Raw genomic sequence first — 19,377 nt, forward strand, 5'->3', positions numbered from 1 at the left:
TGTGCGGCGCTCACTTGCTGCCGCCCGCGGTCAGGTCGAGTGCGATGTCGGTGATCATGTCTTCCTGGCCGCCGACGAGGCCGCGCCGGCCGACCTCGACGAGGATGGTGCGGGTGTCGAGGCCGTAGCGACGGGCGGCGGTTTCGGCGTGGCGGAGGAAGCTGGAGTAGGCGCCTGCGTAGCCGAGGGTGAGGGTTTCGCGGTCGACGCGGACCTCGCGGTCCTGCAGGGGGCGGACGAGGTCGTCGGCGGCGTCCATGAGGGGGAACAGGTCGCAGCCGTGCTTCCAGCCCATCAGGTCGGCGACCGCGATGAATGCTTCGAGGGGGCAGTTGCCGGCGCCGGCGCCCTGGCCGGCGAGCGAGGCGTCGACGCGGGTGACACCGTTCTCGACGGCGACGACGGTGTTGGCGACGCCGAGGGCGAGGTTGTGGTGGGCGTGGATGCCCAGTCCGGTGGCCGGGTCGAGGACATCACGGTAGGCGTGCAGGCGGTCGCGGACGCCGTCCATGGTGAGGCGGCCGCCGGAGTCGGTGACGTAGACGCAGTGGGCGCCGTAGGACTCCATCAGCTGGGCCTGGCGGGCGAGTTCGGCGGGCTCGGCCATGTGGGACATCATCAGGAACCCCGCGACGTCCATGTCCAGCTCGCGGGCCGCGGCGATGTGCTGGGCGGCGATGTCCGCCTCGGTGCAGTGCGTGGCGACGCGCACGGAGCGGATCCCGAGAGCGTGGGCCTGCTTGAGGTCACGGACCGTGCCGATGCCGGGCAGCAGGAGCGTGGTGGGGACCGCCCGCCGGACGGCGCCGGTGACGGCCTCGATCCACTGCCAGTCGGTGTGGGCGCCCACCCCGTAGGTGACGGAGGAGCCGGCGAGGCCGTCGCCGTGGGAGATCTCGATGGCCGCCACCCCGGCCGCGTCCAGCGCCGTGGCGATGGTGGCGGCCTGCTCGACGGTGTAGCGGTGGCGGATGGCGTGCATGCCGTCGCGCAGGGTCACGTCTTGGACGTAGAGGGGGGTGGTCACTTGGCTGCCTCCGTCAGGTCGTGCGCGGCCATGCGTTCGGCGGTCCGCAGCGCGGCCGAGGTCATGATGTCGAGATTGCCGGCGTAGGCCGGCAGGTAGTGGGCGGCGCCCTCGACCTCCAGGAAGACCGACACCTTCAGCGGCTCGCCGGTGCCGGCGGGGGCGAGCGCGGTCAGGGGGTCGTCGGTGGCGATGCGGTCGAACTGGACCTGCTGCTTGAGGCGGTAGCCGGGGACGTACGTCTGGACGCGTGCGACCATCGCCTCGATCGACGCGGTGATTGTGGTGGTGTCGTCGTCGCGGACCAGGCAGTGCACGGTGTCCCGCATGATCAGCGGGGGTTCCGCCGGGTTGAGGACGATGATCGCCTTGCCGCGGGCCGCGCCGCCCACCTGCTCGATCGCGGACGCGGTCGTCTCGGTGAACTCGTCTATGTTGGCGCGGGTGCCGGGGCCGGCCGAGCGGGAGGAGATCGAGGCGACGATCTCCCCGTAGTGCACGGGCGTGACCGCGTTGACCGCGGCGACGATCGGGATGGTGGCCTGGCCGCCGCAGGTGACCATGTTGACGTTGCGCGCGGACAGGTGGGTGTCGCCGTTGACCGGTGGCACGACGTAGGGCCCGAGGGCGGCCGGGGTGAGGTCGATGACCGTACGTCCCAGGGCGCGCAGCACCTCGTCGTGGTGGTGATGGGCGCCGGCCGATGTGGCGTCGAAGACGTACTCGACGTCGGCGAACTCGTCCATCTTCACCAGGCCTTCGACACCTTCGTGGGTGGTGGCGACCTTGAGGCGGCGGGCGCGGGCCAGGCCGTCGGAGTCCGGATCGATGCCCGCCACCGCGGCGATCTCCAGTGTCTCCGACAGGCGCAGCACCTTGATCATCAGGTCGGTGCCGATGTTGCCCGAGCCGATGACGGCGACCTTCGTGGTCATGCTGTGGCTCCTTCCATGGTGGCGAATGCGGTCGTGACGGTGCCGAGGCCTTCGATGCGGGCGCTGAACTCGTCGCCCGCGGCGGCCGGAACCATCGGCCCGAGCGCGCCGGTCAGCACGATGTCGCCCGCCTGGAGCGGATCGCCGTGCCGGGCGAGGGTGGCGGCCAGCCAGAGCGCCGCGGTCAGCGGGCTGCCCAGACAGTCGGCGCCCGAGCCGCGGGAGACGACCTCGCCGCCCCGCGTCATGGACATCGTCACGGAGCGCAGGTCGACCCGGTCGAGCGGCACCGGCCGGCCCCCGAGGACGTAAAGGCCGCACGAGGCGTTGTCGGCGACGGTGTCGACGAGGCTGATGTCCCAGTCGGCGATCCGGCTGTCGACGATCTCCAGGGCGGGCAGCGCGAACGCCGTGGCCCGCAGCAGATCGGCCATAGTGGGTTCGCGGTGCGGCAGATCGGTGCCCAGGACGAGGGCGACCTCCGCCTCCACCTTCGGCTGCAACAGCCGTCCGCAGGCGACGGCCTCTCCCTCCGGCACGGCCATGTCCGCGAACAATGCCCCGAAGTCCGGCTGATCCACGCCGAGTTGGGACTGGACCGCAAGAGACGTCAGGCCGATCTTCCGGCCCACCAGGCGGCGCCCCGACGCAAGCCCGTGTGCAACATTGTGCCGCTGCACCGCGTACGCGGCCTCGACATCACCCTCGGGCAGCAGGGAGCGCACCGGCGGACACGGCACTTTGCTGCGCGTGGCTTCCTCCAGCACGTCGGCCGCCTTGATGACGGCGTCGGCGGCGCTCATCGGGCGCCCACCAGCGGTGTGTCGGCACCCACGGGGCCGAGGCCGGCCGAACCGCCCGGGGAGCCGAGCGGGGCATCGCGCCCCGGCAGGGCCTCCTCGAAGAAGCGGCGGTTGTCCTCGCGGAAGACCGGGTCGGCCTTGCGGTCGACGGTGATCGCCTGCTCCGGGCAGGCGACTTCGCAGGCGCCGCAGTCGATGCACTCCGTGGGGTTGATGTAGAGCTTGCGCTCGCCCTCGTAGATGCAGTCGACCGGACATTCCTCCATGCAGGACTTGTCCATGATGTCGACGCAGGACGCGCCGATGACGTATGCCATGTCGGTCAGTGCTCCTTCTCGGTGGAGTGCCCGGGGAACAGGGCGGCTTCCGGATCGATGACGGTGGCCGCGTTGTTGACGGCGGTGGCGGCCTCGCCGAAGCCGACGGAGATCAGTCGGACCTTGCCGGGGTAGTCGGTGATGTCGCCCGCGGCGAACACACGCGGCAGGTTCGTCGCCATCCGCGTATCGACGGTGATCTTGCGGGCGTCCAGGTCGAGCCCCCAGTGCTGCAGCGGGCCGAGGTCGGCGAGGAAGCCGAGCGCGGCGACGACCGTGCCGGCCGGGACCAGGCGGGTCTCCTTCGTCGTGCGGTGCCGGATCTGCGCCTGCTCCAGGCGGTCCGTGCCGGACAGGGCGCTCACCTCGCTGTCCGTGACGATCTCGATGCCGAGGCCGCGGACCTTCTCGACACTCGCGGCGTGCGCGCGGAAGCGGGCGGTGCGGTGCACCAGGGTGACGGAGCGGGCGAGCGGGCAGAGCAGGGCCGCCCAGTCGAAGGCGCTGTCCCCGCCGCCGACCACCACCACGTCCTTGCCCGCGTGCTCGGCCGGGTCCGGCACGAAGTAGGCGAGGCCACGCCCGAGGAACTCCTCACCGGCGGGCAGCGGTCGCGGCGTGAACGTCCCCACGCCACCGGTGATCACCACGGACCGCGCGCGCACCCGCGTCCCCTGGTCGCTGCGGACGACGGGCAGGCCCTCGGGGTCGTAGGTCAGCTCGGTGGCCCGGTGACCGAGCAGGTGGAGCGGCGCGTACGGGTCGGCCTGCGCGGCCAGCGAGTCGACCAGGTCGCGGCCGCGTACGGCGGGGAAGCCGGCGATGTCGAAGATCGGCTTCTCCGGGTACATCGCGCTGATCTGCCCGCCGAGCTGCGGCAGCACGTCCATGACGGTGACGCTCAGGCCGCGGAAGCCGGCGCAGTACGCGGCGTAGAGGCCGGCCGGGCCGGCGCCGATGACCAGTACGTCGGTGTCGAGCGTCGCGGCGTCTGCGTCGGGATCGGTGAATTCGGCGGTGGCGGCGGTGAGTTGGGTCATGGTCGGTGAGCGTAGGAAGATCGTGGGGACCGCCCTACGGACGTGTTCCGGTGAGTGGGACGGTCCCGCGGCGTGGTGCGTCGTCCGGGTCACGTCAGCGACCGCCCGATCCCGAGCGCGGCCGTCCGCAGCGCCGCGGCGTGCCCGGCCGCGTCCATCCGGTACGTGGGCGCGGTCACGGACAGCGCGCCGACCAGGCTGGTGCGTCCGGCGAAGACCGGCACGGCCAGGCTGGCGTAGCCGAGCCGGATCTCCTCGCTCTCCAGGGCGATGCCCTCCTCGTGGATCCGGTCCAGCTGCGCCCGCAGCCTGCCGGGGGAGACGACTGTGTGCCGGGTGAGCGGTTTGAGCCCGCTGCGCACGACGGCGGCGAAGAGCGACGGCGGCGCGTACGCGAGGATCGCCTTGCCCGTCGCCGTGCAGTACAGCGGAAGCCTGCCCGCCACCCGCGACTCGGCGTTGAGACCCCGGTGCGGGAAGATCTTGTCCAGGTAGACGACATCCAGGCTGTCGTGGATGGCGAAGTGGATGGTCTCCCGGGTGATCAGGAGCAGGTCCTCCATGTACGGCTGGACGGCCTCGCGCAGGATCCGCTGCCGGTGCACCCGCTGGCCCAGCTCGAACAGGCGCAGGCCGAGCCGGTAGTCGCACCCCTCCCGCTCCAGCAGCCCCCAGGTGACCAGCTCCCCGGCGAGCCGGTGGACCGTGGCCTTCGCCACCCCCGATCGGCGGACCAGCTCGGCGAGCGACAGGGCGTTGTCCTCGGCGGTGAACGCCTCCAGGATCGGACGGACCTTGCCGAGGACCGAGTTCATGGAGTCGGGGAGGTCCGCAGCGGCCGCGTCGTCGGGCCCGGCGGGGCGGGGGCGCAGGGAGAGTCCCCGGCCCCCGGCTGCCGTCGGCAGTCCGGCCGACAGGCTCATGCCCGTTGCCCCGCGTCCGACGCCGCCGGATCGAGAACGGCGACCCCCATCCCGGTCAGCCACTGCGGTATCGACTCGTACGCGAGGCGACGGCCCGGAGTGTGGTCGAGCGCGGCGGCCATGAGCAGCCAGGTGCGCAGCTCCTGCGCGCCGTTGCCGGCCGCCTTCTCCAGCTCTTCCGAGCTGTACGCGGTCAGCCGGTGCGCCTCGCCCCGCTCGATCAGCGACAGGAAGCGGTCGTCGAACTCCGGCGTGATGGCGGCCTCGGCGGCCCGGATGATCTCGCGGCGGCGGGCGTCGTAGTCCTGCCAGTTCTCCCGGCCGTTCAACCAGGCGCCGACCATGAACTCCTCGTCGTCGCCCTGCGGATCACGCCAGTCCGGCCACGGCAGGCGGTGCGAGAGCCCGCCGGAGCCGACCACCGCGACCCGCCGCTCGCCGGGGAACGCGAGCACGGCCTCGCGGATCGCGCGTCCCAGCTGCTCGCAGCGGTCCAGGGTCGGCAGCGGGGGCGCGAAGACATTGACCACCAGCGGCACGATCTCCACGGCACGGCCGCCGGCGCCCTCCAGACCGTCGAGCAGATACTGGATCGCGTGCGACTGGCCGTGGTCGATCTGCAGCCGCGCCGAGAACGCCACGTCGAAACGCCCGCCCTCCACCAGCGTGTCTGCGAGATGGCGCGCCAGCGGCACGTCCACGGGCTGCGGCCCCTTCGGCGTGCCGGACTCGCCGCTCGCGATGCACTCGCCGACGCCGAGCGTGAACGAGGGGATGAGGTCGAGCCAGAATCCGCGGAAGTGGTTCGAACCGACCAGCACGACGGTGTCGGGGCGGGCCTTCACCAGCGCCTCGCGGGCCTCGCCGAGCCCGTCGCGGAAGCGCTCGGCCCGGTCCTTGTGGAGGGTCTGCTCCCAATGGGTGTTCATCAGGGTGCTGTGGGAGGCTCCCACGCCCAGCACGATCTCGGTCATCCCTCGGCTCCTTCCAGGTCGCCTTCCAGCTCGTCACGGGTGCGGGTGAGGGTGTCGACGGCCGTGCGGATCAGCAGCCGGGTCAGCCTCTCCATCTCCCGTACAGACACGGTGTTCATGCCGCGGGAGAAGTCGATGTCGAAGGGGGCCTCGGCGACCTTCGGCATGCCCACGCGCACGGTCGGGATGCCGCGCCCGCGCAGGATGTTCGCGTCCGTCGCGCCGCTGTTGCCGCGGATCACCTCGTGCCCGCGGCCCTCGAACGCTTCCCAGCCGGCCGCCGTGCTGCGGAAGACCCAGCTCTCCCGGCTCGTCCGGGTGCCGGGAATCGCGAGGATCATCTCCACCGTGGCGTCCAGGCCGGGCAGTTTCTGCTTCAACTCCTCGATGGCGGCGGTGAACTCGCGCTTGGCCTGCATCGGCGTCGTGTCCGGGGCGATCCGCAGGTCCACGCGGAGGGTGCAGGCGGCGGGCGTCACCGCGGCCATGCGCGGCCAGCCCCCACGAACCGACGACACGATGCCCTGCGGGGCGACCGTCCCGTCCGTGTGCCGCTGCGCGTACTCGGTGAACCACTCCTCCAGGTGCCGTACGACGTCCCCGGCGCGCGCGATGGCGTTGTCGTACGGGAGGCGGTGGCGCGAGCCGACGTAGGTGTGTGAGCCGTGCACGGTGACCTCGAACCACACCAGGCCGACCTCGTCCCAGGACACCGTCCAGCCGGGCTTGGCGATGACCGCGTAGTCCGTCCACACGCCCTGCTCCAGCAGGAACGAACAGCCCACGCCCTGCCCGGTGTTGAGGCGGTTGCCGCCCGGGCGGGCGTTGGTGGGCATGCCTCCCGCGCCGAACGCGGCCACCAGGTCGCCGGTGAGCGGGATGCCGGCCAGCGAGAGCGCTTCCGCGGCCATCATCACGCAGGCCGCGTGCCCCTTCGGGTTGGAGGCGCCGAGACCGGTGACCAGGTCGTCGTAGACCGTGGCCTGCGGGCGCATGTCCTCCCGCAGCTCCGGCCCGATCCACGGCACGTCCTCGCTCTCCTCGCCCACGGTGAGGGTGTCGATGGGCGCGTAGAGCATCAGATCGGCCCCTGTGCCGTCTCCTTCGAGCCGGGCCCAGGCGTTGGCCTGGCGGTCGTCGAGCGGCTGGACCCCGGCGCGCAGGCCGACGCCCTTCAGCGTCGCGGCGATGTGGTCGGCGAGCGCACGCTCGTCGCCGGTCGGGCTGGGCACGCCGACCAGGCCCACGATCAGTTCGCGCAGGCGCTCGGCGGTCACATGCCGCCAGGCCTCGGCGGTCCAGGCACGGCGCGTGTCGTCGAGCCCTTCGAGACCCGCCTGCTCCTCGGCGCTCACTGGTTCACCCGGTGGACCTGGGTCATGGTGGTCTGCGCGATGTGCTTCCTGGCGAGCGGGAGCGCCACGACGAGGGCGGCGCCCACGAGCAGCTTGAACAGGGTGCGGCCCATGATCAGGCCTCCTTTTCCGTGGTGGGTGCGGGCGCGACGGCCCCGGTCGACGCGAGCTTCTTGCCGTACTCCTCCTCGCTGAGGTTCCGCCAGGAGGTCAGTGAGACATCAGGGCGGTAGAGCTTCTCCGGCGGCGCGTCGGTCACGTCGACCATCCAGGCGTCCTGTCCGGAGAACTGGCCGTGGAACAGCCAGCGGATCGCGCCCAGGTACTTGGCGTAGAAGGGCAGGGTCTCCCAGCCCTCCTTGAAGTTGACCATCACGCCGACATACCGGTGGTGGTCGTCGTCGACCGGTACGTAGAACTCGTAGTGGATGAAGTTCGGGTACGCGATGCGCAGTACGCCCGGCATGGACAGCGACGCGAAGCCGGGGAACTCCTGGGCCTCGATGGTCGGGTCGACCGAGTCCGCCTTGCCGGTGTTGCCGATGTTGAAGGTCTCCTTCGGCGGCTTCTTCTTCCACCAGCGCTTGTTGGACCAGCGGCCCACGCCCGGGAAGTCGGCCTCCCAGTGGACCTCGTCCTGCACGCGGTAGATCCAGCGGCCCTGCGGCACGATCCGGGTGATGTTCCAGGTCGGCATCGGCTTGAACAGGCGCCAAAGGGCCGTGCGGTGCAGGTACTTGGCGTGGCCCTCGTCGAAGCCGTTCTCGCAGGCGAAACGCCAGTTGCCGCCGCGCGGCTCGATGCGACCGCCCATCACGAACGCGTTCGAGACCAGCTCCTCGGGCAGCTGCTCGTCGATCGGGTGCGGTTCCTCGGCGGCGACGGGGATGTACACCCACACCATGCCGAGCCGCTCCTCGACCCGGTAGGTGCGCACGCCCAGCTTGCCGGTGAGACGGCAGCCGGGGCCGTCCGTGATGACGGCCGACAGGTTGCCGGTGGGCAGGTCGAACGTCCAGCCGTGATAGGGGCAGCTCACCGTGCCGGGGAACTGCTGGTTGCCCTCCGACAGCGGCACGCCGCGGTGCGGGCAGCGGTTGTGGAGTGCGTACGCCGTGCCGTTGTCACGGATCAGCGTGATCTTCTCGCCGCAGATCGTGAACGGCAGCGGCTTGTCCGTGATGTGGCTCGACCAGGTCACCGGGTACCAGTAGCCGCGGAATCCGGACGCCGCGTTGTCGTAGTGAGGCCAGCTCGACCAGTCCTGCCGGCCGATCTTGTCGGCGGCCGTGCGCCGCGGGCGGGCCGGCGTGCGTGCGGCCTCCTTGCTCGGCGCTGCTTCGTCGCTCGTCGTCATCGTGCCGTGGCCTCCTGCTCTGCTTACTGCTCGCGTCGTGCTTGCGTCGGTGTAGGCATGAGCATCCGGCGCGGCGACGTCCTCGCCCATGGGACCGTTCCGGTGAGCGGACCAGAGGGCCGATGGACCGCTGAGCGAACCACCGCCGTTGCCCGCACGGGCGGCGGCCGACAGCATCCGTCCATGAACCGCATGACGATCCCCGCCCTCGTCCAAGCGGCGGCGGCCCGGTACGGCGACCGGCCCTTCCTGCGGATGGAGGGCGTCCTTCGCACCTACGAGCAGACGCGCACGGCCGCGGCCACCATGGCCGGCGCACTCGCCGACCAGGGGTGCCGGCCGGGGGACCGGGTCGCCGCCCTGATGTCCAACCGTGTGGAACTCGTCGACCTGATCCTCGGCTGCGCCTGGCTCGGCGCAGTCGTGGTCCCGCTCAACACCGCCCTGCACGGCCCGCTGCTGCGTCACGCGCTGCACGAGGCCGCACCTCGATTTCTGTACGCGGACCACGAGTCGGCGGCCCTGCGGGCGAGGGATGCGGGGTTCGCGGGGCGTGTGTGGGTGGCCGGCGCGGACGACGCGCCGGTGGCCGATACGGGCCGAGGGGGCGCGGAAAGAGCCCCCTTCGCGTCCGGTCCGGGCGACACCGCCGCCGTCCTTTTCACCTCCGGCACCACCGGGCCCTCGCGCGGCGTGCGCTGTCCGCAGGCCCAGTTCGTCTGGTGGGGGCGGAACGTCTCCGGCGCGCTGCGCCTCACCGCCGACGACACCCTCCACACGTGCCTGCCCCTCTTCCACACCAACGCCGTCAACGCACTCGCCCAGGCGCTGACCGTGGGCGCGCAGATCGCCGTGGACGGGCGCTTCTCCGCGTCGCGCTACTGGTCACGTGCGGCCGAGGCAGGGGCCACCTGCGTGCACCTGCTCGGCGTGATGGTGCCCATGCTGCTCGCCCAGGAGCCGTCGCCCGCCGACCGGGCCCACCGCGTGTGGCGCGGCCTCGCGCCCGGCACGCCCGGCCCTCTGTGGCAGCCCTTCCGGGACCGCTTCGGCGTCGCGGTCATCGACGGCTTCGGCTCGACGGAGACCAACCTCGTCATCGGGCACACGCCCGACGAGCACCGGCCGGGGTACATGGGCAGGGTCCGCAGCGGCTTCGACGCGCAGGTCGTCGGCGATGCCCTCACCCCTGTTCCCGACGGGACACCCGGCGAACTCGTCGTCCGCACCGACCAGGAACACGCCTTCGCCACGGGCTACTTGGGGGAGTCGCGGCAGGCGCCCGGCTCGTGGCGCCGGACCGGGGACCGTGTGGTCCGCGAGGCCGACGGCTGGTTCCGCTTCGTCGACCGCATCAAGGACTGCATCCGGCGGCGGGGCGAGAACATCTCCTCGTACGAGGTGGAGGCCGCGCTGCGTGCTCAGCCGAACGTCGCCGAGGCGGCCGCGTTCCCCGTCGCGTCCGAACTGGCCGAGGACGAGGTGATGGTGGCGGTCGTGCCGCGCAGCGGCTGCCGCCTGGATCCGGAGGAGGTGGTACGGCACTGCGCGGGGTTGCTGCCGGCGTTTGCTGTCCCCCGGTACGTGGATGTCGTTGCCGAGTTGCCACTCACGGAGACGGGGAAGGTGCGCAAGGCCGCTCTGCGGGAGCGGGGGGTGAGCGAGTGCACGTGGGACCGGTGCGGGTGAGAGGTCGGGCGGTCGCGGTGATGCGCCCGGGTGCGGGTTGTGCGGCGTTGCTCGCGCAGTTCCCCGCGCCTGTGAAAGCGTGCGGTTTCGTCGCAGCCTTCAGAGGCGCGGGGCTGTGTCGATCAGCCGGGCAGTACGACCGCCCGGCCCCGCACCCGGCCGCCTCGCAGGGCGTCCAGCGCCGTGGCGATGTCAGTGAGGCCGAACTTCTCCACCGCCACCGTGAGTTCCCCGGCCGACAGTCGCCGTACCAGGTCGTCGGCGACCTCCCGTGCCCGTCGCTCCTGGCGGATCATGTTGACCGGCAGCAGGGCGACATCGTCGAGGAGCCAGCTGGGCAGGTCGAGTTCGACGCGCGCACCGGTCACATACCCGATGACGACCGCGCGCCCGCCCTGCCGCACCCAGCGGCTGCGGCCGATCAGCCCTTCGCCGCCGAGCGTGTCGACGAGCAGCGAGGCCGAACGGTCCCGCGCCAGCCGCTCGGTCCGGTCCGTGTCCGCCAGCTCCACCGCCTGGACACCCTCGGGTACGTCGGCCACCTGGTCGGCCCGTCCCACCACGCCTGTCACCTGTGCGCCGGCCGCGAGGGCCTGCTGCGCCACCATCGCGCCGACCGCGCCGGCGGCCCCGACGACGATGACCTCGTCCCCCTTCTCGATCCGCCCGACATCGTGCAACGCCACGTAGGCCGTTGTGGCGGGAACGAAGAAGCTTGCCGCCACGCCCGGTTCGAGGGGAGCGGGGAGCGGCGTGACCGCCTTGCGCTTGACGCTGACCCGCTCCGTCCACGTGCCGTCGCGGACGATGCCGAGACCACCGCCGCGCAGTACGACCTGCGTGCCCGGCGTGAGACCGGAGCCCGCGTCGGCTTCCAGGACGGTGCCCGCGCCCTCGACCCCGCCGATGTAGGGCAGGTTCGGCTTGAGACCGAACTCGCCGGAGGCGACGGTGACATCGAGGTGCGCGACCGCGCCCGCGTCGACCTGGACGAGGACCTCGCCCTCACCCCGTACGGGCTCGGGCACCTCCTCCACCACGGGCGGGGCGCCCCAGGCATGTATCCGGGCCGCGCGCATCAGCCCGCCGCCTTGCCGAGGAAGCCGAGGCTCAGAGCGTTGTAGCGCTCGGCCTGCTCGTGCTGCGGCCAGTGACCGCAGTCCTCCAGGAGTTCGAGCTGGGAGCCGGGGACCGCCTGGTGGATCGCGTGTGCCTCGGGCGTCTCGCCGAACGGGTTCTGGCGGCCCCACACCACCAGCGTCGGCTGGGTGATCTGCGCCAGGTGCTCGGGGCGCAGCAGGTTGCGCTGCCGGCGCTCCATGTCCTGGAGCGACAGCAGATTGTCTACGCCCGCGACGAACTCCGGGGTGTGGTAGATGGCGTGCCGGACCTCGACCAGCTCTTCCGTGGCGTCCTTGTCGTCGGCCATCAGCAGGCGCATGCGCTTGCGGGTGAGGTCGATGTCGTCGTGGGTGACGGCCTTCTTGGTGCTGGTGCGGATGCGGTCCATGACCTCGGGGTTGGCCACCGTGCCGCCGGAGCACAGGAGCTGGAGGCTGCGGATGCGCTCGGGGTGCTCGATGGCGGCGCGGGCGCCGACCCAGCCGCCCAGGGATTCGCCGACGATGTGCGCGGACTCGATGCCTACGGCGTCGAGGTAGTCGATGAGGTGAGCGACGTAGTCGGCGATCTCGTACGGCTTCTCGGGCTTGCCGGTGTAGCCGTGACCGAGCATGTCGATGGCGTGCAGATCGTACGCGGCGTGCGCCGTGATGTTGCGCGCGAACGCCTCGAGGTGGCCGCTGGTGCCGTGCAGGAAGACCACGGCCTGCGCGGCCGGGTCCCCGGCCCGCAGGGTACGGGTGGCGACGCCGCCGGCATCGACGTACTCGACGCGGAAGGGGGTGGGGCTGATCTCGGTCCAGATGGTCACAGGGCGTACTCCGTCCGGGAGTTGGTGAGGGAGGAGAGGGGAGAGGGAGGGAGGAGGGGGAGGGTTTGGGGCTCAGGAGCGGGCGTCGAGGAAGCCGTCGACCACCGCGTGGTACGCCTCGGGGCGCTCCTCCTGCAGGTGGTGCGAGGCGTGGTCCATCACGTGGAGGCTTCCGTTCGGCACCATGCGCGCCAGCATCAGCGGGTAGTCCGGGGTGAGGAAGGCGTCGTGCATGCCCCACATGAACAGCGTCGGCGCCTGGATCCGGCCCAGCTGCTCGGTGAGGTCCTGCCAGTCGCCGCGCGGCGAATCCGACATCGCGGCGAGCGCGCGCTCCTCCTCGTCGAGGCTCTGCTCGTAGCGCAGCGTCAGGGTCTCCTCGGGCAGCTTCTCGCCGTCGTACCACTCCAGCTTGGTGATCAGATCGCGCATCTTCTCCCGCGTCGGGCCCTCACCGCCGTAGTAGATGTCGCGGGCCGTGCGGCCGCGGTGCCCGTTCTCCGGGAGAGGGGCGAGCGGACCGTAGAAGACCGGCATGCTGCCGGTGATGACGAGGGAGCGGACCCGCTCCGGGTGGGTCGCGGCGAGGTTGAGGGCGATGGTGCCGCCCCAGGAGTTGCACACGAAGTCGGCGCGGTCCACGCCGAGGGTGTCGAGCAGGCCGATCGTCCTGGCCGCGTGGTGGTCCCACATCGGCCCCTCGATCCGGGACTTCTCCGACTTGCCGTACTGGTGGATGTCGACGAGAAGACACCGCCGGTCGGCCGCGAAGAGCGGGGCGACGGGTCCGAAGTCGCTCCATGCGGTGCAGCCGGGACCGCCGCCGTGAAGGAAGACCGTGTCGGGGCCCGTGCCGAGGTCGTGGTAGTGGTATCGGACCCCCGCGCCGTCCGCGTAGTGGCTCTCGGGTGCTGGTGACATGCGCGTCTTGCCGCCCTTCCGTGCTGGGGTGGTTCAGTTCTTCGGTACGACTTCCGAGGTGAGCCCATCACCGCGAGGCACGTGAGCCCAGCGAGGCGGTCCGCTCAGCGAACCGGGGTCACTGAGCGGTGCGGCCGCCATCGACATGCACAGCGTGTGCAGCAGCGCACAACAGACCTATGCGGACGGTCCGTTGAGTAGATCGTCCACATAGGTCAGAGTTGCGGGATCACCCACACAGGTCGGGCGCGGGACCGCCCGCACAGGTGATCGGAACGGCGGCGCTGTGATCAGCGGCCGAGGAACACCGGCTCCCGCTTCTCCAGGAACGCCTGCAGTCCTTCCGCCGCGTCAGCGGTCCGGGTCAGTTCGGCCACGCCCTTCTCCTCGCGTTCCAGCGCCTCCTCCACCGCAAGCCCGTAGCCCTCGTCCACGACTCGCTTCAGCAGGGCGATGGCCGCGGTCGGGCGGTCGGCGAGGCGGTGCGCCCGCTCGGCGACCACGGCCTCGAACTCGTCCGCAGCGGCCACGACATCGACGAGGCCGAGCTCCGACGCCCGCTGCGGAGCGAGCCGTTCCCCCTCGATCATGAGCCGCTTCGCCAGGTGCGGCCCGACGAGCCGCGGCAGCCGCTGACTGCCGCCGGCCCCGGGGAACAGGCCGAGCCGTATCTCCGGGAATCCGAACGACGCGTCCGCGGAGAGGATCCGCAGATCGCAGGCGAGCGACAGCTCCGCACCGCCGCCGAGGGCATGCCCGTTCATCGCCGCGACGACCGGCTTGGGCGCCTGTTCGATGAGCCGCTGGACGTCGATCCAGCGGCGCATCCTGGCCTGGTTGCCGGCCGACAGGTCGCGCATCACGGCGATGTCCGCGCCCGCGATGAAGAACCGGCCGGTGCCGGTGATGACGATGCAGCGCACCTGCGGGTCGGCGGCCAGGGGTGGCAGAACGGCGAGGAACTCCTCGATCATCGTCGGGTCGACGGCGTTCGCCTTGGGCCGGTCGACGCGGATCGTGGCGACGGCGCCGTCGCGGGTCACGTTGAGCACGGAAGGTGCCGTCACGGTTTTCTCCTCCTGTACGGCCACGGTCCTGACCGGGCCACGGGTCATGCGGTAGGTCCGGTGTGTCCGGCTCACTCGGTCACGCCCTGCGCGGCCAGCGCCGCGAGCGTGTCGGCGTCGAGCCCCAGCAGCTCCTGGAGAACCTCGCGGGTGTGCTCGCCGAGCAGTGGTGCCGGGCGGGTGAGCGCGCCTGCCGTGGCCGTCAGCCGCGCGACGATGCCCTCGTGCGGGACGGGTCCGGCGAGCGGATGCTCCAGTACGGGGTAGAAGCCACGGGCCGCGAGGTGCTCGTCATCCACGACCAGGTCCTCACCTGTCGCCACCACGGCGGCCGGAACGCCTGCCACCTGGAGCAGAGCGGCAAGCTTGCGGGCGTCCTGGTCACGGGTCCAGGAGGCGAGAGCCGCGTCGATCTCGTCCTCGTGGGCACGGCGGCCCACCGTGTCGGCGTCACGGCAAGGCAGTTCCACCAGGGAGTTGAGCGTCCGCCACTGCGCCTCGTCCGTCACCGAGACCGCAACCCACCGGTCCTCCCCAGCCGCCGGATACACCCCGTGCGGCACGGCGTGCGCCGACCGGTTCGGGTGCGCGGCGGTCCGCGGGTCCTCGGTGCGGCTTCCCGCCAGGACCGATTCGAGTGCGGCCGGTCCCATCGTCGCGGCCATCGCCTCCAGCTGAGACAGGTCCACATGCCCGCCCCGCCCCTGCGCCAGCAGATCGAGCGTGGCGAGCACGGCGGCGTTGGCCGCCACCATGTCGCCGAGACCGAAGGTGAGCCCCTGGGGCGGGCCGCCCGGATCGCGGGTCTCGCTCGTGAGCCCCGACATGGCGGCGAGCGTGTCGGCGAACGTCACCGCCGTCCGCCACGGTCCGGTCTGTCCTACTCCCGCCATCGACACCAGGACCACGTCCGGGTTCAGCTCTCGCAGCGACGCGAAGTCCATGCCCCAGCGGGCGAGCACGCCCGGGCTGAAGTTCTCCACGACCACATCGCAGTGCGGCACCAGATCGCGCAGCAGGCGCCGGCCCTCCTCCGTGCGCAGATTGAGAGTGACGCTGCGCTTGTTGCGGTTGAAGTTGAGGAAGTAGCCACTGTCATCAGGGTCGGAGCCCGGTCGCAGGTGCATCGAGGGCGCGAACCGCGTCGGGTCCTGCCGGTGCTTCGATTCGACCTTGACGATGTCCGCGCCGTGCTCGCCCAGCTGCTTGGTGACGTACGGACCGGCCAGCACCCAGGTCAGGTCCAGTACCCGGACCCCTTCCAGAGCACGGGACCTGGGGCTCGCACCGCGCGGGCGGACGGTGCCGCGGGCCGTCGCGTGCCGCCACGGCTGCCCGCCGTCCGGTACCTCTCGCAGCGCGTCCAGAGCGAGCGGCCGGGGGAGCGGCGACCACGGGAAGCCGACGTTCTCGACCCCTCCCTCCGGGAGTCCCTCGCCGTCGACCGTGACCAGGAAGCCGCGGTCGCGCAGCTGCGGGTTGGCCGTCAGCTGCGCCGGCTCCGCCACCTCCGCCCAGGGCAGAGCCCGCGTCCGTGCCTCTTCGGCGAGCTCGGCGACAGGCCACCGTGCGGCGAACCGCTGCACGATCTCGTCGACATGAGGACGTTCGCTCCACCGGAAGGCCGCATCGCTCCAGCGTTCCTCGCCCAGATCCCCGGCCTCGCCCCGCTCCGCCATCCAGGCGAGCAGGTCCGTCCACATGCGGTTGCTGCCCGAGTAGCCGCCTGCCGCGTGTCCGTCCGCCGTTGCGAAGATCCGGTGCGCGACGTGTTCGTACACGCCGCCGCTGCGCACCGGGAAGCGCCCGGCGTGGATCCATGCGACGGCTCCGGTCTCCAGGGTGGCGGCGACCGCCTCCTGCACGGAGACATCGACGAGTTGAGGCGTCCCCGATACGACGCCCAGCAACGCGCCGATGGCCGCGTGCGCTCCGGCTGTCTGCAGAGCCTGCCCGCGCGGCGGCGGCTTCGGCTGCCCGTCGGGCCGCCCGCCGAGCCACGTCATCCCGCCCGCCGACGCCAGAATCAGGTCGTCCCCGAGCCAGTCGCGGTGCGGCCCGGTCAGTCCGAACGGAGTCACCACCACGTGCACGGCGTGCGGCCAGCGCGACGAACCGTCACTGCGTACTCCGCGCAACCGTGCCACGGGACCGCTCTCCAGAACGATGTCGGCGCCGCGCGCCAGCCCGTCGAGCCCGGCCTCTCCGCGCACCGGCACCCAGCGCTTCCCCGCGTGCCAGTGCGTCCTCGCCGCCTGACTCAGCTCGGCGGCCGGTTCGGTCCGTACGACATCGGCGCCGAGGCCGACGAGCAGCCGGGCACCCTGGAAGGCCAGTTCATCGGTCAGGTCGAGTACGCGCAGCGGCGACAGGTCGATTCCCACCACGGCTCCTCCCCATCTGTTGCGAGCGGAGCCTCACGATCACCTCCCCCGGGCCGGGCGGCCAGACGCCTGTTCCACTCACCGAACCGGCGGCGCGGCCTCGTCCGCAAGCCCTCTGGTGACGCCTGCCGCCGTCATCCGCAGGAGAGGCAGCAGGCGCTCGACCGACACCTCGGACACGGGCGCGGTCGCCGACAGAGCGGCGCGCACCGTGCCGTCCGGATCCGGTACGGGCACGGCCAGGCTGGCGTATCCGGCCCGGACCTCCCCGACCTCATGGGCGAAGCGCTGCCGCTGCACAGCGATCAGCTGCCGCTTCAGAGTGCCCTCGGACCGTACGGAGCGATCGGTGAGTCCCGGCATCCCTGCGCCGTGCGCGAGCAGAGCTGCGTTCTGTTGCCCCTCGGGGGCCAGAGCGAGCAGCAGTTTCCCGGTGGCCGTGCAGGACGCCGGCAATCTGCCGCCCACATGCGAATGGGTGTGCACGCTGGCCTCGCCGGCGATCTTCTCGAGGAAGAGCACATGGGCGCCGTCGAGCACGGCAAGGTGGATCGTCGCCCGGGTCCGAGCGAACAGGTCCGTGAGCAGCGGACGCGCGACGGAGCGCAGCACCGCGGAGGCCGGGACGCGCTGGCCGAGCTGGAAAAGGCGCATGCCGAGCTGGTACGTCTCCTCGTGCCGGTCGAGCAGACCCCACTGCGCCAGTTCCTGAGCCAGCCGGTACGCCGACGCCTTCGGCACCCCCGACCGCCGGCTCAGCTCACTCAGGCGCAGCCGGACCGCACCCGACTCGAAGGCTGCGAGCAGCAGCTGCGCCTTGCCCAGGACGGAATTGGGCAGGGTGACGTCCTCGTCGACGTACGAACTCATGAGCGTCCTCTCGCTTCATCGCCCGGCGGCACAGGCCATGTGAAGTGCAACAGGAGCATGTTGCACCGAAGGATGCCCAGGTGAACATCAGGAAACAGGTGCCGAGACGCCGTCCGCAGACGAGTCGGACGGGTCAGACGGGTCAGACGGGTCACAGGCGCCGGACGCGCCGGTCGAGTCGGACACGGCCGGAGATGCGGTGCCTCCAAGGCTGCCGGAGCCCGCCTCGCTCTCCTCTTCCCGTCCGTCCTTGACGAAGAGCAGCGCCAGAGTCGTGACCAGGGCGATCCCCGCGGTGAGGAGCGCGACCGGAAGAAAGTGCCCGGTGGAGGCGAGCAACGCGGTGGCGACCACCGGCGAAAGGCCGCCGGCGACGGCCGAGGAGAGCTCGTGGCCGAGCGCCATCCCGGAGTACCGGGTCCCGGTGCTGAACAGCTCCGCGAAGTACGACGGTTGGACCCCGATCATCGCGGCGATGGGGATGTGCCCCACGACGAAGGCCAGGAACACCGCCGGGGTCTGCCCCGTCTCCAGGAGCAGGAAGAACGGGGCCGCCCAGACGATGATGCCGATCGTCCCGCCGAGGTAGACGGGCCGCCGGCCCACGCGGTCCGAGAGGCGTCCGAAGACGATCATCAGCACCGAGTCCACCAGCATCCCCGTGATTCCCGCCCACAGCAGCACCGTGGACGAGATCCCGACGTACGCCCCGTACACGAGCGAGAAGGACATGAAGATGTAGCTCGCGCCGCTGTCCGCGAAGCGCAGGGCCATGGCGTACAGGACCTGGCGCGGGTGGCGCCGCAGCACCTCGCGCAGCGGCGAGCGCTCCGGCTGATCACCGGACTTCCCTTCGAAGTCGGCCGTCTCACCGAGATGCCTGCGGATGTAGAGACCCACGAGGAAGATCACGCCGCTCGCCAGGAACGGGAGGCGCCAGCCCCATGAGGGGAACCCGTCGCCGGTCACCTGCTCGGCGAGCAACAGCGCCAGGGACGACAGGATGAAGCCGAGGCCCATGCCGGACGAACTGAACGAGGCGAGGAATCCGCGCCGTTCGGCGGGGATGTTCTCGGTGATGATGAGTACACCGCCGCCCCACTCGCCGCCGGCTGCGGCGCCCTGGAGGAGGCGCAGGACCACGAGCAGCAGGGGCGAGAGGATGCCCGCCGTCCCGTAGGACGGCAGAAGTCCCATGCAGAACGTGGCGCCGCCCATCAGCGAGATGGTCGCGAGCAGCGCCGCCTTGCGGCCGTGCCGGTCGCCGATGTGCCCGAAGACCAGGCCCCCGACGGGGCGTGCGGCGAAGCCGACGGCATGCCCGGCCAGCGCGGCGATCGTGCCGAGCAGCGGATGTCCGCCGGAGGGGAAGAACACCGAGCCGAGAACTGTGGCGGCGGCCGTGGTGTAGAGGAAGAAGTCGTACCACTCCAGCGTGTTGCCGACGACGGATGCGGTGACGAGGCGCCGTACCGAAGGCGCCCCGTCCTTCGTGGACTGTGAGGTCATCTGTGCTCCTTGCCGAGTGGCCCGGGGATCGACGGAGCGTACGGACGACAGGGCGGCGCTTCAATCGGGTCGGTCCGGCAGGCGGGACACCGGCGCGAAACCGGGTCCACGGAGACCGAGGCGGCGTCCCGGTCAGCGGACCGCTGCGCGCGCATCGGCCGACGGCCGCGCAGTACATTGCGCCGACTCGCGGGCCCGCACCCCGACGACCTGCTCAGACGATCCGTCCCGACGCGTCCCCTTCAGAGGTGCCCATGCAGCGACCGTCCCGTA

At 71.5% G+C, this 19,377-nt stretch carries 17 protein-coding genes; 1 reads left to right on the forward strand and 16 read right to left on the reverse strand.

Going from position 1 to position 19,377, the window contains the following annotated elements; translation table 11 throughout:
• Nucleotides 1-10 precede the first annotated feature (10 nt).
• From dmpG to ACZ67T_RS29335, 9 genes are all read right to left on the reverse strand, one after another.
• Nucleotides 11-1,027, reverse strand: coding sequence for a 4-hydroxy-2-oxovalerate aldolase (gene dmpG, locus ACZ67T_RS29295; protein ID WP_469988002.1), 1,017 nt, complete (start codon nucleotides 1,025-1,027; stop codon nucleotides 11-13).
• Nucleotides 1,024-1,962: an acetaldehyde dehydrogenase (acetylating) gene (locus ACZ67T_RS29300; protein WP_469988003.1), complete on the reverse strand. Its 939-nt coding sequence runs from the start codon at nucleotides 1,960-1,962 to the stop codon at nucleotides 1,024-1,026. The genes dmpG and ACZ67T_RS29300 overlap by 4 nt, the downstream gene beginning before the upstream one ends.
• Nucleotides 1,959-2,765, reverse strand: coding sequence for a 2-keto-4-pentenoate hydratase (locus tag ACZ67T_RS29305; RefSeq protein WP_469988004.1), 807 nt, complete (start codon nucleotides 2,763-2,765; stop codon nucleotides 1,959-1,961). The genes ACZ67T_RS29300 and ACZ67T_RS29305 overlap by 4 nt, the downstream gene beginning before the upstream one ends.
• Nucleotides 2,762-3,082, reverse strand: coding sequence for a ferredoxin (gene fdxA, locus ACZ67T_RS29310; RefSeq protein WP_469988005.1), 321 nt, complete (start codon nucleotides 3,080-3,082; stop codon nucleotides 2,762-2,764). The genes ACZ67T_RS29305 and fdxA overlap by 4 nt, the downstream gene beginning before the upstream one ends.
• A 5-nt stretch (nucleotides 3,083-3,087) precedes the next feature.
• Nucleotides 3,088-4,122, reverse strand: a complete 1,035-nt coding sequence (locus ACZ67T_RS29315; protein ID WP_469988006.1) for an NAD(P)/FAD-dependent oxidoreductase — start codon at nucleotides 4,120-4,122, stop codon at nucleotides 3,088-3,090.
• Between the two features lie 89 nt (nucleotides 4,123-4,211).
• The gene (locus tag ACZ67T_RS29320) at nucleotides 4,212-5,045 is read right to left on the reverse strand and encodes an IclR family transcriptional regulator (protein WP_469988007.1); all 834 of its coding nucleotides are present in this window, start codon (nucleotides 5,043-5,045) and stop codon (nucleotides 4,212-4,214) included.
• Nucleotides 5,042-6,019 (reverse strand): DODA-type extradiol aromatic ring-opening family dioxygenase, encoded by a 978-nt coding sequence (locus ACZ67T_RS29325; protein WP_469988008.1) that lies wholly within the window; start codon nucleotides 6,017-6,019, stop codon nucleotides 5,042-5,044. Before ACZ67T_RS29325 ends, ACZ67T_RS29320 begins: the two co-directional genes overlap by 4 nt.
• Entirely contained in the window at nucleotides 6,016-7,374 is a 1,359-nt protein-coding gene (locus tag ACZ67T_RS29330; RefSeq protein WP_469988009.1) for a M20 family metallopeptidase, read from the reverse strand. Before ACZ67T_RS29330 ends, ACZ67T_RS29325 begins: the two co-directional genes overlap by 4 nt.
• Before the next feature lie 115 nt (nucleotides 7,375-7,489).
• The gene (locus tag ACZ67T_RS29335; protein WP_469988010.1) at nucleotides 7,490-8,731 is read right to left on the reverse strand and encodes an aromatic ring-hydroxylating oxygenase subunit alpha; all 1,242 of its coding nucleotides are present in this window, start codon (nucleotides 8,729-8,731) and stop codon (nucleotides 7,490-7,492) included.
• A 183-nt stretch (nucleotides 8,732-8,914) separates the two neighbouring features.
• On the opposite strand from ACZ67T_RS29335, the gene ACZ67T_RS29340 reads away from it, so the two are divergent.
• A complete protein-coding gene (locus ACZ67T_RS29340; RefSeq protein ID WP_469988011.1) occupies nucleotides 8,915-10,420 on the forward strand; it encodes an AMP-binding protein in 1,506 nt (501 codons plus the stop codon).
• A 122-nt stretch (nucleotides 10,421-10,542) separates the two neighbouring features.
• Here the strand turns inward: ACZ67T_RS29340 and ACZ67T_RS29345 are convergent, their stop codons facing one another.
• The 7 genes from ACZ67T_RS29345 to ACZ67T_RS29375 form a co-directional block, all read right to left on the reverse strand.
• Nucleotides 10,543-11,499 carry an alcohol dehydrogenase catalytic domain-containing protein gene (locus ACZ67T_RS29345; RefSeq protein ID WP_469988012.1) on the reverse strand — a complete coding sequence of 319 codons (957 nt, stop codon included), beginning with the start codon at nucleotides 11,497-11,499 and terminating at the stop codon, nucleotides 10,543-10,545.
• Nucleotides 11,499-12,353: an alpha/beta fold hydrolase gene (locus ACZ67T_RS29350; RefSeq protein WP_469988013.1), complete on the reverse strand. Its 855-nt coding sequence runs from the start codon at nucleotides 12,351-12,353 to the stop codon at nucleotides 11,499-11,501. The genes ACZ67T_RS29345 and ACZ67T_RS29350 overlap by 1 nt, the downstream gene beginning before the upstream one ends.
• A gap of 72 nt (nucleotides 12,354-12,425) precedes the next feature.
• Nucleotides 12,426-13,274 (reverse strand): alpha/beta fold hydrolase, encoded by an 849-nt coding sequence (locus ACZ67T_RS29355; RefSeq protein ID WP_469988014.1) that lies wholly within the window; start codon nucleotides 13,272-13,274, stop codon nucleotides 12,426-12,428.
• A 290-nt stretch (nucleotides 13,275-13,564) separates the two neighbouring features.
• On the reverse strand, nucleotides 13,565-14,341 hold the full coding sequence (locus tag ACZ67T_RS29360) for an enoyl-CoA hydratase/isomerase family protein (protein WP_469988015.1): 777 nt from the start codon (nucleotides 14,339-14,341) through the stop codon (nucleotides 13,565-13,567).
• A 71-nt stretch (nucleotides 14,342-14,412) separates the two neighbouring features.
• Nucleotides 14,413-16,725 carry a CaiB/BaiF CoA-transferase family protein gene (locus ACZ67T_RS29365; RefSeq protein ID WP_469988016.1) on the reverse strand — a complete coding sequence of 771 codons (2,313 nt, stop codon included), beginning with the start codon at nucleotides 16,723-16,725 and terminating at the stop codon, nucleotides 14,413-14,415.
• A 78-nt stretch (nucleotides 16,726-16,803) separates the two neighbouring features.
• Nucleotides 16,804-17,595, reverse strand: a complete 792-nt coding sequence (locus tag ACZ67T_RS29370) for an IclR family transcriptional regulator (protein WP_469988017.1) — start codon at nucleotides 17,593-17,595, stop codon at nucleotides 16,804-16,806.
• Nucleotides 17,596-17,682: 87 nt separating this feature from the next.
• Nucleotides 17,683-19,104, reverse strand: a complete 1,422-nt coding sequence (locus ACZ67T_RS29375) for an MFS transporter (RefSeq protein WP_469988018.1) — start codon at nucleotides 19,102-19,104, stop codon at nucleotides 17,683-17,685.
• Nucleotides 19,105-19,377 lie beyond the last annotated feature (273 nt).

The sequence above is a fragment of the Streptomyces sp. NPDC107517 genome, assembly GCF_055582645.1.